Here is a 13,005-nt window from a genome sequence, read left to right as displayed (position 1 = left end):
AAACCACTCATGAATATCCCCCTCTCTATCCGCGATACTCACAATCGTGGTTTCAGGGCAGCGCTCTTGTATCTCACAAGCTGATTCATAATGGTCTAGCCAGCGTCGACTCTCTTTATCTTGTATCGACTTGGTATAGCGAGAATTAGCACTAGATTCTTTATCTCGCTGCCACATGCTACCCTCAATAATTCCCAGATTATCTCTGGATGGTGTTATAGCGATAGACGTATGTAGGAGCTGCTGATTAGTCTCTTTGCGTCGGAGTGTTCCCATTTCTTTGCTTTCTAAATCGGTAGCAAAATTTAGGAAAGTGGTATCCTGAGGGATAAGAACAACTGGCTGAACCTTGATTCTTTCAAGAGTGGCTGATTTATGGCCACTCATAATGGAGTCAAAGCTGACTTTATCATTTTCGATAAATCGATAGGCTGCAAAGGTTTCTGCCCAAGACTTGTTTGCACAGGGAATACTACTCTTTGGGTCGAAACTTAAATTACTGAGAATATTGGACAAGCGCTTATTCAATCGTGTATCACCCATAACCTGATTTTTCACTTCGTCCCTGACCCAGTCCTGCATAATTATCCAGCCAAATCTGTAGCTCCTATACCATACAAACTGTAACTCATTGATTTTTATAATAAAACTGAAAAAAAACTTGTGTATAAAACTTAGAGCAAGGGTCAGTGGAAAAACATCGAACCACAGCTGGAGCCATTGCAGAGGGTTCTGTCTGGGGAGAGAGCGATAGGTGAAACGGTTTCTAAGCCATAGGGCAGTTCGTTGAGGCCATTCGCGGCATCCTACCCCAAGATCCAACGTCTTTGAGTCTCACAAAAATATTAGAGGGCTTTTCTAATATTCTTAGATGGGTGAGCGAATAATCAACAAGGAAAGCTTACTCGAACTCGCTACGGGCTGTAATTTTATAGAAGCTATAGCACTGGTCGATATCAATGGTACAAATCTTAGATGGCCGACTTGTTAAGTCGAATGAGGAAGGATCAGCATCAGTGATTACTTTTCCGGGTGTTTGGCTAAATACCTAATCATCGTTTTGGGTAAGTCGATAATTTAATGTTTCAAAGTTTTTTAAAGCTGATTTTACATATTTTGTTTTCGATATGGATGTAAGCTGAGCCCATAATCCGTCTGGGTAGATAGGCACTTACTATATCTTGCATAAAAAAGGGGGTTGCCTTAAAGGTTCCGTTTTTTGCAGATTTGATATGTGTCATATTCATGATGAGCCTTGTTTCTATCCTTTGCACAGGCTCGGTTTGCGATGGAAAAAATTTCGCTCTGAATTCAGGTATTCCCATTCCTCGAAAATATGTGTGATACCTTACTTTCGTAAAACCATTGATTTTTAAACTTTAACAGCTTTCAAAGTCATAATTTGTTAATCTGGTAGAGAACCTTCCTTGTGCCGAATTCCACTGTGCCCCCCCCCCAGAGCAATCACTTTTGGATCAACCTGACCCAATGTTAAAGAAGGTAGGGGTAATGTGCGTCTAGCCGTCTAAAAAATTGAAGTAGTTATAGAATTTGTTTTTGTAAGTTATTTGTTGTGGTTTTAGTTATTCTTTTTTGCGGTCTATTGCGCTGGGATTGTAATGTCGGGCGATGAGAATCTCTATTTACACTGGCGTCATATGAGGGTGGCCATGTTTCCCATTAGGTTTCCAATAATAAGTTGATATGTGATTGGTTCTTAGGGTCCATGATGGTAATTGGCACTTTTGTTTCGGTTGTATGCTTTCTCTAATTTTTGTCAAGGCTTCCTGAGTTAGTTGTGAGAGGGGCTGCTTATGGTTTCGCAAATACGAATTTCATATCACTTATAGAATAATTTCTTGAAAGTGTTTGCTTTTTATTCGGTGTGGGGCGAAGAACGCCCCCCTGTCCAGTATGTTTTTGAGGGAAAGGTTATCTCTTATCGACTAGAAAACGCAATGGCTGTATTCTTGCCCGCGGCGGCGCTCCCTCTCTTTGATCAGATTTTTTTGATATAAATCAATTGGGGCGCTGCTTTTTAAAGCCTTGAACACCAGGTTTGGTTATAAATCGTGAATTTTCAGAGAAGGAACATGAAAATGAAAAAATTAACCGATGCAGTGCTGGGAGTTTCCACAGCGTTGGCTTTGATGGGTCATTCAACGATGGCTTCGAGTCAGGTAGAGACTTCAATGACTCCAAATTTTACCGCGTTTGAATTTGCTCAACTGGAAGAGCAATTTGCCGCGAAGAGAGTGATTGTTGATGGAAAACTCTACCAGTTGACAGGCGATATGCTGGAGTTGATTCAGCAGAATCCTGAACAAGTAGGCATTATGTCGGCTTTTGAAATATCGGCGAAAAAATGGCCAAACGGTATTGTATATTATGATTTTTATGAGGGTGTAACAGAAGAAAACCAACAAAATTTTGTTGATGCCACCAAGGTTTGGGAAGAGATTGCAGATTTGCAGTTTGTTCAGCGCACAGATCAGACGGATTATATCTATGTGCGAAATGGTAGTGAAAACCGTTCTATGGTTGGAATGTCCGGTGGTGGGCAATTTTTCAGCCTGAGCGACTGGGATAGTAAATATATTATTGTTCATGAGTTGGGCCATGCAATTGGTATGAGGCATGAGCAGCAGCGTTCGGATCGCGATAAATACGTAGATATTGTTGAGGAGAATATTAAGCCAGCTTATATCTACAATTTTGATATTCGTCAATCGCATAATTATAGTGAATATGACTTCTTGTCAGTGATGCACTATCCCTCTCACGCCTATACGGTCAATGGGCAAGCGACTATTGTTCCAAAATCGGGTTATGAGCACTTCTCCGATGTTATGGCGCAACGTGTTGATTTGGGTGGTGGTGATCAAGTCGGCGCGGCCTCTCACTACGGCACTGTGAATATCAATATCCCAGACCCGGCATTTAAGTCTTATTTATTGACATTTTTCGATATGGACGGGAATGGCGAGATTAGCAGCCTAGAGGCAGCTGAAGTTGAAGAAATCCGTACTCCCGGGAATGGTAAAATCCAGTCTTTAGAGGGGGTTCATCTATTTAGATATCTAAAACACTTGACTGCGGCCAATGAAAATTTGACGCAAATCGCAGAGCTGCCAAAACGCCTGGAAACGTTAAATGTTTCTGGTAATTATTTGGCATCCGCTCAGTTTTCATGGGTGATAAATAAGCCTTTCCTTAGTAATGTGGATGCTACCAATAACCTGCTGGATATTTACTCCTGTGAAATGCTCACATTTATTAATGGCGTGCTTGAGGAAGGTGGTATTCAATACAATCCGGTTAAAGGTGGTGGGTCATTTGTTTGTGATGCAGAAGCTGAGCAAATACTTATTTCTGGTAAGCCAAGAGTCGACTTGAGGGGTAAAGGTGAAAAAATCTTTCATATTGATGTTCCAGAAGGTACTCAAAAGCTGACTGTTCTAACTGAGGAGTCAGAAGTAGAGAATGAGACAAGTGGAGAAATGAATGTTTATGTCGCCTTTGATCGAGAACCTAGCGTCATGGATTTTGATTTCAAATCTGAGAATGCCGGCAATAACGAAAATATACAGATCACATTACCTAATTCAGGTCGTTGGTATGTATTATTGTCACCCATTGAGCGCTCTTTTGAAGGAGTAAATCTAACTGCTGCGGTGGATTTAAAGGGCGAACCTGCTAATGAGCTCATTAACCAAGCCCCGATTAACGGGCTGGGAGCCGGTGCTGGTGAAGCACTGTATTACACAATAACTGTTCCAGAAAATGCCGCTGATTTACAGTTTGAAATGCGTGGTGGTAGCGGAGATGCTGATCTTTATGTGCGCTTTGGCAGTAAACCGACAAAATCAGTGTATGACTACCGTCCGTATTTGGAGGGTAATGAGGAGGCAGTTACAATCGCCAATCCTAAAGCAGGCGTATGGCATATCATGCTCCTGGGCTATACAGATTTTGATCAAGTCACTTTAGTTGGTGCTTATAGTGAATTACCATCTGAGTATCTGATCGCCGGTGAAACAGTGAGGGACTTGGATGGTAAAGCCGGTGATGAGCAAATTTTTATGTTACAGGTGCCTGAAGGTGCAGCTAAGCTTTCCGTAAAAACAGGTTTATCATTGGTTGATTCCAGCGGTGACGCAGATCTGTATATTAAATTTGGTGAGCAGGCTTCAGAAAATAATGCGGACTACGTTTCTGATCGTTGGAGTAGCTATGAATCTATTGAAGTGAATGCGCCAAAGGCCGGTATTTGGTATGTGACCGTTCAAGGTTATACAGATTTTAAAAATATCTGGTTAAGTGTTGATTGTTAACATTTAGATTGCTAGGTAATTCACAGGCAGAAGATTTTTTAATGTTTAGTAATTCTTCTGCCTGTTTTACTTTGGGGCGAAATGAAAAACTTGACAAGCTATGTGCGTCTTTAATGTTTCGCTATAACCGCCCCCCAAATAGTAACTAAAAGCTCACTCCCCAGCGGGCATGTTGTTTAACATCACTATGGCAGGGTTGAGAACTTGAGTTTCTGAGATTCAATATTGACTGAAGCGACAATGTTGAAAGTCCTAGAAGATAGCGAAGGTTAACGACAAGTATGCCGCTGTCTCCCATTTCTATTAGCAATATTTAAAGAGTGAGCAGTGCCTTAATCGATTGATGATTTTGTCGATTCTGTATTGATAAACTTGTCTTTGAAAACCCTCTCGAAGGGTTCTCCTGTTGGAATCTGGTCAATATTTTCAAAGAAATTCTCTGTTATTTAATTTCTAACTATACATGGTTTATTGTTGGGAGGAGATCGCAAGCTAAAGCGTGTCGTTGAGTGAGGCAGGAAATGATAATATTAGAGTAATTAGCAGCAGTGTTCCCGGCCTCAAGTTATCTATAAGTTCTAGATAAAAGCGGCCGTTATAAAAATTGATTGGAAGAGGTGTGCGAATCTATTGTTGTGGTCAAGCTTAGCGGGGCGCTCTTCTAAGCTTGATCACAAGCAAGTAAGGCTCTCACCTCCATAAGTGCAAACCCCAAAAGATTAAGACCTCTCCAGGTGTTGGGATCTTGTGCTGATAAATCATCTTGCGCCAGGCCAATACCCCAAATTGTATCTACGGGGCTGGCTTCCACTAAGACTCGGTTTCCTGTGTTGAGCAAAAATTCCTTTAGTGCTGGATTTTGGGAGAACTTAGCTAGGTTGGCATTTACTACAATTTCGAAGCGTTTCTCTTCCCAGATTTCCTGTTTGAAGCCAATGACCTGTCGCCCAATTCTCTTGGCTTCATTTGGGGTGGTCGAAGTGAGCACTTTCTGACACGCGTTGCTATCCCTAAATAGTTTAGCTTTGTGGTACATCATATAGTGCTCAGCAGTAATATACTGATTTCCATCTTTTTCGAAGGTGGAGTTATACCACTGGCTAAAGCAGCGTTTTGTTACTTTGCTTCCATTTTCCTGATGACCCCAGAAATAAAGGTACTTCACCTTGTTGCCGTTGTTTGCGAAATCGATAAGTTGATCTCTATTGATAATTTTCAATATATCTCCAATTGTAGATTGTTGTAACTGTTTATTAGAGGGGTAACGTATGTCTAGAAAGTGCCTGGCTTTAAGGTGGCTAACAAAATCAATGCAAAACCTCAAGAAGAGTTTTCGTATCGTTGACGATGGCATTATTAAGGCTAGGAACTCCTCTATCCATTGTTTTTTACGGTGGCATTTCCATGTTCTTTCAAAGCAGCGAAAAGAGTCTTCCCATGCATGTGGTAAATTTTTTGATCTTTGCGCTGCTCGAATTTTGACATAAATATCCGGCTTGCTCTCTAGAAAAGCATAATATTGCTTAATCGCATTTTTCGTTTGAGGGATTCGAAAGTATCGGTAACTCAAACTGACCTCCATTAGCTATGAGTTGCTAATGAAAGCTATATTCTTTTCCTATCAGTAAACGTCTGTAATTCATGTTTCCAACGTCTAAATTGTATTTAGAGGTAGATCTATAGATAATTTTTTTCGAGACCTGGGGTTACAAAAGTACCTTGGGAGCCTCTGAATAACGCTGTGAAACCTCTGAAAATCCAGTAATGATAGTACGGCCTTGCTCAGAGGCGGCAAGGCCGAATGTAGATCGCATAGGAATGGATTTCTTAAACCTTGGGGTTAAACAAGCGTCAGTACCAAGTCCCACGAGTCTACCAACTTTCACTTGCTTCCATTCCTGCAAGGATGTTGCCGGCAAATTTTGGGGCTTCTTTGAGGGCGATAGTATCTGCTTGTAAGCCGGCTTTGCCAATACCTTTAGAGACGTTCAAAGGGTAAAATGGAGCAAGTCAATTATAAGGGTTTCCGGTAAACCCTTTTCCCTGCAACCCAAGTCTCCAAAACCTGTACCTGCCAAATTTCCTGCGGGTCAATTTCAAAAATATTCTTATCCAGCAAAATGAAGTCAGCGAATTTCCCCGGCTGTAGGTTGCCGATTACTTTCTCCTGGTGGCTGGCGTAGGCGGCGTCCAGGGTGAATGCACGCAGGGCTTGCTCCGGAGTCATGGCTTCTTCAATGCGCCAGCCTTCACTGGGTTTACCCTGGCGGTCGCGCCGGGTGACAGCCGCGTGGAGGCCGAACATGGGGTTGGCCGGTTCTACCGGGAAGTCGGAACCGGCGGCGATGGGTGTCCCCTGGTCTAGCAGTGTTTGCCAGGCATAGGCGCCGATTAGACGTTTTTCACCTAGGCGATCACCGGCCATATTTTTGTCACTGGTGGCGTGGGTGGGCTGCATGGAGGCAATCAGATTGAGCTGGCTAAAGCGGGGGATATCCATTACCTCAATCACCTGGGCATGCTCTACGCGATGACGGTGCTGTTTCTGGCTTTTCTCTTCGTTCAGCGTCTCGAGGTGATTGAGTACGATCTGGTTGGCTCTGTCGCCGATGGCATGCACGTTGACTTGGAAGTTATTGTCGGTGGCCAGTTTGAGTAAGGTCAACATTTTGTCTTCAGGATAGAGTAATAGCCCTTTTTCCTTTGGGCGATCATGGTAGGGCTCCAATAACGCTGCACCGCGGCTACCCAGGGCGCCGTCGGCGGAGAGCTTAATACTGCGCATATAGAGTCGTTCGCTGGGGCTACCAATATGGCCAGCATTGAGCAATTTAGTGTAGTTGTGGCTATCCACTGAGAGCATGGGGTACACACGCATGGGAATCGCTTTTTGCCTGGCCAGCTCACGGTAGACATTGAGAGTTTTCTCGGTAATGCCCGCATCGTGGACACTGGTGAGGCCGAGGGAAAGTGCTGTACGAAAGGCGTTTTGTAGCGATTTTTTTTCCTGTGCCAATGTGGGGGAGGGGATGGCTTTCTGCATCAGGTCCATGGCGTTGTCGACCAAAATTCCGCTGGGGTTGCCATGGGTATCTCGTACGATCTCTCCGCCTTCCGGGACCTGGGTATTTTTATCAATACCGGCGAGTTGCAGGGCCTTGGAATTAGCCCAGCCCGCGTGACCATCTACCCGGCGCAGCCAGATGGGGTGATCTATTTCGAGGGCGTCGAGTTGGGCGCTGGTGGGAAACCGTCTGTCCGGCCAGGTTACCTGGTTCCAGCCGCGCCCGAGTAGCCATTCGTTGGGCTCCAGCCCTTGAGCGTGGTCTTTAATCGCATTCAGGGCGCCTTGAAGGGATTGATCGCGTAAATCTAATACAGTGTTGAGCTGCCCTAGGCCGAGCATATGCCCGTGGGCATCGATGAGGCCGGGTAGCAAGGTTTTACCTTTGGCATCTACTTTCTCCGCGTGGGGATACTTGTGGGCCAGATCCTTGATGCTGCCGGTTGCGAGCACTTTTCCCTGGTCAAAGGCCATGGCGCTGAACTGAATCAGCGCTTTTTCGGTAGTCTGGTAACCGGAAAAGTTGTGGATCAGCGTTACTGCCTGGGTGCTGAAGGAGGTGGCGGCGAGGAGTGCTGCCGCCAGGGCCTGGGCTAATCGCATGGTTGGATGCCTTGTTGTTTTCGTTACTGGCCATTCTATGGTGGCTTTGTATCGGATGAAAAGCGGTTGGGTATTACACAATAAGTGCTCATTTGAAGCGGTCTTTTGGAAAGGTGAGCGATTCACTGCGGCCCCCACCTAGACCGCAGCGACTCCGCTGGCGAAAGCGTTTATTGAGCGGGATCAATACGAAGCAGGCGCCCTTGAGGGCCATCCGTGATGACGTAAAGTGTGCCGTCTGCGCCGATTTCCGAGTCTCTGACTCTTTCACCGATCACAATTCGGCTTTCCGTGTTAAGGGGATCACCCTGCGGATTGATAAGGCGTAAATCCTGGCTCACGAGGCCTGCCGAGAGCAGGTGACCGCGCCATTCGGGGAAGGCTTTACCTGTATAGACGGTAAGGCCACCGGGAGCATGGGTATCGATCCAGGCGAGAAACGGGGAGACATATTCCGGGCCGGCTATCTTAAAAGCGATATTGGAGCCATCGCGATAGTCCCTACCAAAGGTCACTCTGGGCCAGCCAAAGTTTGCACCTTTCTTTAACTGGTTTAGCTCGTCTCCGGCCGCGGGGCCGTGCTCGGAGGACCAAATAATTTGGTTCTCGTGATCGATGGCCAATCCCTGAGGGTTACGGTGGCCAAAACTCCAGATTTCTGGAAGGGCACCATCCACTCCAATAAAGGGGTTATCGTCAGGTACTGAGCCGTCAGGTTTTATACGGATCACCGAGCCAAAGTGGGTCTGTAGGTTTTGCCCCTGTTCGCGAGCAAAGACGTCGAGAAAGTCCTGGGGTGGGTTGCCTCCGTCCCCAATACTGGCCAGCAGAGTGCCATCTGGCAGGAAAGCCAGACGCGAGCCAAAGTGCGCACTATTCTTTTTCCCCTGGGCCGCTTTAAAAATTTCCTCGAAATCCTTCAGCTGCCCGTTTTGCCACTTACCTCGACCAATTGCTGTGCGATTGTTCTCAGTATTTCCCGTGGAGTAACTGAAATAGAGCAGCTGGTCTTTTTCAAAGTTAGGACTGGCGGCGACATCTAGCAGCCCCCCTTGGCCTTCAAAGAGTACATTGGTGGGAAAATCAACGGCATCGGTTAGTTGATTACCTTTGACGCTGCGGAGTTTGCCATCGCGCTGGGTAATGATCAGGGTGCCATCGGGTAACAGGGCTAGACCCCAGGGGTAGGGTATCGGCCCGGCTATTGGGCTAATTTTTACCTTGTTTTCTACGGGGATGGCGCCTCGAGAGATGTGAGGGTCAGCATAGCAGTTTAATGAGCTGACGGCGCAAGCCAGTAGCAGGCTCGCGGTGATAGAAATCCTTCTCACTTTGGCTCCTTGGACTTGTAATAGGGGATAACCACTTGGGATCTGAGTGAGGTCCACATAGTGGGGTAATAGCAAGCGAAGCTCTGAATAATGCCGTAATGACTTTGCGGGAAGCATATACTGCTACGAAGTTCACTGAACCCTTTGAAGCCGATAAAACGCAGAAGATGAGGCATTCAAGGCCGATACGACGGTGCTTTTAGAGCGAATTGTGCTCTAAAAGCCAAAGTTTCACAGAATTATTCAGAGGTTCCCTGAATATTGATTTTGGCTGCAAAAGCAGAATATTTCCAAAAGTCCACGGAAGATAATTTCTCGCTTTGGCCGTGAATCACACTTCCTACACAGAGTTATGACACACAAACTCGAACAGTATCATGCCGGGTATAATCTGCGTTGACACATTGGCGTCCTAAAGAAAGTAATTTTGAGGGTGATTGCTCTGGGCAGACTGGAGCAAAAATACAGCAAGGCGGTTTGTTCCCTGACAACGGTCGCAACCCTGAGCCGTGAAGGCAAGAAACTCATCCAGCAATATCTGCAGGAAACCGCGGATAGCCTGGAGGGACTCCCATTTAAACTACATGACTTTGGTGCTCACGCTGCAAGCACTGAGGAAACAGCGGCTATCGGCGGGCTGGCTCATCTGGTGAACTTTCAGGGGACCGATACCATAGCGACAATAGTGGCTGGGCGTCGTTATTACCACGCTCCTATATTACCACACCCCTATGGCCGGGTTTTCAATTCCCGCAGCCGAGCAAAGTACGATGACGAGCTGGGGCCGGGAGCATGAAGCCGATGCCTATGCCAATATGCTTGAACAATTTTCCAAGGATGGACGTTTGTTGGCGGTGGTGAGTGACAGCTATGACCTGTGGAATGCCCTTGAAAATATATGGGGTGGAGAGTTAAAGGAATATGTTGAGCTTAATGGTGGAACCTTGGTAATTCGCCTGGGTAGCGGCGATCCTGTCGAGGTGGTAACTCAAACCATAGAGCGATTGATCGATATCTTTGGGGCCCGGATCAATGGGAAAGAATACCGGGTTCTGCCAGAATTTATCCGCGTGATACAGGGCGATGGTGTTTCTCGCCACACCATAGGGAATATTCTGGCTACTATGAAAGCCCAGAAACAAAGTGCGGAGAATATCGCCTTTGGCATGGGCGCTGAACTGCTACAAAAGGTCAATCGAGATACGATGAAATTTGCCATGAAAGTGAGCGCAGTTCGGGTTGCTGGCGAGTGAAGAGATGTGTACAAAGACCCCGTGACGGATATTGGCAAAAGGTCTAAGAAAGGCCGCCTGGCACTGGTTCGTCGGGGCGATGGCCAGTATGGAAGTATACGCGAAGAGCAATTGGGTACGCGTTTCAACCACTTGCGCCTGGTATTTCGCGATGGAAAATTACTGTTGGATGAGAGCTTTGAAGCGATTCGAGTATTGGCGGCGGTGTTTGTTGGGGAGAAAGGATTGGCGAAAGTGAATTGAAAGGTCAGTCTTTACAATAAGAGCTGGCTTGTGCTGGCTCTTTGCTTTTGCGTGAATCTTCATTCAATGACCGCTCTATTATTTACCATCAGGTAAAGTACCCCTAAATAAATTGAGGGCGTGGGGCGCTTAGAGCCCTATTGAGGACTCACCAACAAACCGGTTCTGTAAAGATTTTCTGCTAATAAAATAATATCTTCTGACCAGCATATTTGTTGCTGCCATTCTTCAGGGATTCCAGAGATTCCATAGTAAGCTCCAGCTATTTGGCCACAGATGGCAGCGGTTGTATCGGCATCATTCCCAATATTTGCGGCTAGCAGTATGGCTTCGTGAAAGCTATCGGTATTAAAAAAGCACCAGAGAGCAGATATCAAGGATTCGATTACGTAGCCGCTGCCTGTCAGCTCCTCATAACTTTGCTGTAAGAATTCACCTTTGGCGATACTAAAAACCTTCTCAGAGTTTGGTGTGTATTCTAAGGTGTGAAGAAGGTTGTCTTTAGTGGTGCCGTTGAACACAGAAAGGATTAGGTCGCAAAAAAATCGACAACTCTCAATACACTCGGTGGACCCATGGGTTGTTCTGGAACTCTCTCCAGAATAATGGATTGCCTCAGAAGGCAAAGATAAGAAAAAAATTGGTACTGGTGCTAGCCGCATCAGGGAGCCATTACCGGATGAGCGGGTGGCAACAGAGCCGCTAAAAGGATTACCCGTTTCCAGGTACCGAATTAAAGCGGATTGCACTGTAGCGCCAATATCAAAGCACACACCTGTAGAACTCATATACCCATATTGATACCAGTTGCAGTAGCGATTCATCTGGTCGATAGCACAGAAACCCTCTTGAAGGAGTAAACTGTGTGCCAGGCAGAGCGCCATAGAGGTGTCGTCGGTCCATTGTCCTTTTTCTAAACCAAAGGGCCCCCCACCCACCATATCGGATATAGGGGTGAATTCCCCCTTTCTTTTAAATTCCAGTGTGGTGCCTACGGCATCACCACAGGCGAGCCCCACCAGGCAACCTTTTACTTTGTCTAATACATTGAAATTCACTTAAATATCCTTCTCAGTGTACTCACTCATGATATTTAGTGTTTTCGATAAATTCTACTCTGTGCTATAACTCAAGATTTCGTACAAACGTGTGTCTTCTTGAATTGACATGCATAGTGTTCGGGGTGGCTGGGCGGCCCCGTCCCGTGCGTTTTTCGCCGGTATCGATCAAAAGGTCTGCCTGTTCAATACGCCGGCGAAAGGATTTTTTTTGTAGTGGCTTGCTGATAATTACTTCATGCACCTGCTGAAGCTCTGGTAGGGTGAATTTTTTTGGTAGGGCATAGGCGGGGATAATGCTGTAAAGGGCCTTTTGTATAAGGCGGTCGTGTGCAGTATTGATGATTTGCAGATGATCAAATGCCAGACTCATCTGGTTTGAGCGCTCAACCAGCAAGATCTTAAGGTGGCCATCCTGGTAAGTGAAGAGGGCGGCATCCACGGTAATGAGTGGCGTATCGAAACTGCTCTTGTTATAGCAGGCAAAATTTTCTTTTTCGTTCATCTTGACAATGAGTGTCAGTTGGTCACTTATGGTAGCGGTATCAAAAGTTGAGCTCAAGCGCTTTGCGTTTTCAGTTATACGATCTTTGTGAAAGAGTCTATCCTGGAATTTGGGTTTGAAGCTTAAAAGGAGTGATAAAAGAGACCTGAAGTTTATAGGCACCCTAAATGGGCCGCTATACGAAGGAGGGGAGATGTCCCGTTGGTTGATCGTCACCGGAATAATTTTGCTGATAGTCGGTGTCCTTATGCACTTTGCCCCTTGGCTGTTTAATTGGTTTGGACGTTTGCCGGGGGATATTCGTATTGAGTCCGGCCGCACGCGGTTTTATTTTCCTATTGTTTCAATGATTATTATAAGTTTGGTGCTGAGTTTGCTCGTGAATTTCTTCCGGCGCTGAACGATTGTGTCAACGGGTGGGATAAAAAAAGGCCGCATGGGGTACGGCCGCAAGGGACTTATAGGAGAGTGGGAGAAAAATTTCTCCTGTTATCAAAAAAGGTCATCCGTGACCTATTTGATCACCACCCCTGAAAGTGCGCAAAGCGCAGAGTGACTTAGTTTCAGGGGGTGTGCTGGCCGTGACCAGCCCGGCACATCCGCTGTGCCGCATC

At 45.9% G+C, this 13,005-nt stretch carries 11 protein-coding genes; 5 read left to right on the top strand and 6 right to left on the bottom strand.

The genetic code is table 11. The features are described 5' to 3' along the window. Positions 1 to 582, bottom strand: a 582-nt coding sequence (locus tag Q1A69_RS17825; protein WP_299588490.1) for a transposase DNA-binding-containing protein, incomplete at its 3' end; no start/stop codon positions are given. A gap of 1,517 nt (positions 583 to 2,099) precedes the next feature. On the opposite strand from Q1A69_RS17825, the gene Q1A69_RS17820 reads away from it, so the two are divergent. Continuing rightward, the gene (locus tag Q1A69_RS17820) at positions 2,100 to 4,334 is read left to right on the top strand and encodes a M12 family metallopeptidase (protein ID WP_299588486.1); all 2,235 of its coding nucleotides are present in this window, start codon (positions 2,100 to 2,102) and stop codon (positions 4,332 to 4,334) included. A 661-nt stretch (positions 4,335 to 4,995) separates the two neighbouring features. On the opposite strand, the gene Q1A69_RS17815 is transcribed toward Q1A69_RS17820, so the two are convergent. The 3 genes from Q1A69_RS17815 to Q1A69_RS17805 form a co-directional block, all read right to left on the bottom strand. After that, a complete protein-coding gene (locus Q1A69_RS17815) occupies positions 4,996 to 5,904 on the bottom strand; it encodes an NADAR family protein (RefSeq protein WP_299588483.1) in 909 nt (302 codons plus the stop codon). A 444-nt stretch (positions 5,905 to 6,348) separates the two neighbouring features. After that, complete coding sequence (locus tag Q1A69_RS17810) at positions 6,349 to 8,001, bottom strand: amidohydrolase (protein ID WP_299588481.1); 1,653 nt, start codon at positions 7,999 to 8,001, stop codon at positions 6,349 to 6,351. A 170-nt stretch (positions 8,002 to 8,171) separates the two neighbouring features. Next, the gene (locus Q1A69_RS17805) at positions 8,172 to 9,332 is read right to left on the bottom strand and encodes a PQQ-dependent sugar dehydrogenase (protein ID WP_299588479.1); all 1,161 of its coding nucleotides are present in this window, start codon (positions 9,330 to 9,332) and stop codon (positions 8,172 to 8,174) included. Positions 9,333 to 9,765: 433 nt separating this feature from the next. Between Q1A69_RS17805 and Q1A69_RS17800 the strand changes: the two genes are divergently transcribed. From Q1A69_RS17800 to Q1A69_RS17790, 3 genes are read left to right on the top strand one after another with little or no spacing between them, the layout of a single operon-like run. Further along, entirely contained in the window at positions 9,766 to 10,128 is a 363-nt protein-coding gene (locus tag Q1A69_RS17800; protein WP_299588494.1) for a hypothetical protein, read from the top strand. After that, positions 10,103 to 10,585, top strand: a complete 483-nt coding sequence (locus Q1A69_RS17795; protein ID WP_299588477.1) for a hypothetical protein — start codon at positions 10,103 to 10,105, stop codon at positions 10,583 to 10,585. Before Q1A69_RS17800 ends, Q1A69_RS17795 begins: the two co-directional genes overlap by 26 nt. A 6-nt stretch (positions 10,586 to 10,591) precedes the next feature. Next, on the top strand, positions 10,592 to 10,828 hold the full coding sequence (locus Q1A69_RS17790) for a hypothetical protein (protein WP_299588475.1): 237 nt from the start codon (positions 10,592 to 10,594) through the stop codon (positions 10,826 to 10,828). 137 nt (positions 10,829 to 10,965) lie between these two features. Here Q1A69_RS17790 and Q1A69_RS17785 read toward each other — a convergent pair whose 3' ends face one another. Further along, positions 10,966 to 11,886, bottom strand: coding sequence for an ADP-ribosylglycohydrolase family protein (locus Q1A69_RS17785; protein ID WP_299588473.1), 921 nt, complete (start codon positions 11,884 to 11,886; stop codon positions 10,966 to 10,968). Between the two features lie 64 nt (positions 11,887 to 11,950). Beyond that, positions 11,951 to 12,391: a hypothetical protein gene (locus Q1A69_RS17780; RefSeq protein ID WP_299588470.1), complete on the bottom strand. Its 441-nt coding sequence runs from the start codon at positions 12,389 to 12,391 to the stop codon at positions 11,951 to 11,953. A gap of 193 nt (positions 12,392 to 12,584) precedes the next feature. Here Q1A69_RS17780 and Q1A69_RS17775 point away from each other — a divergent pair, with 193 nt between their 5' ends. Beyond that, positions 12,585 to 12,791, top strand: coding sequence for a DUF2905 domain-containing protein (locus tag Q1A69_RS17775; protein ID WP_299588467.1), 207 nt, complete (start codon positions 12,585 to 12,587; stop codon positions 12,789 to 12,791). The last annotated feature ends 214 nt before the right edge of the window (positions 12,792 to 13,005 follow it).

This window comes from uncultured Microbulbifer sp. (genome assembly GCF_947498635.1).
Lineage (GTDB): Bacteria > Pseudomonadota > Gammaproteobacteria > Pseudomonadales > Cellvibrionaceae > Microbulbifer > Microbulbifer echini.
Note: the sequence above shows the minus strand (reverse complement) of the source record. Positions and strands in the feature narration are given on the sequence as shown.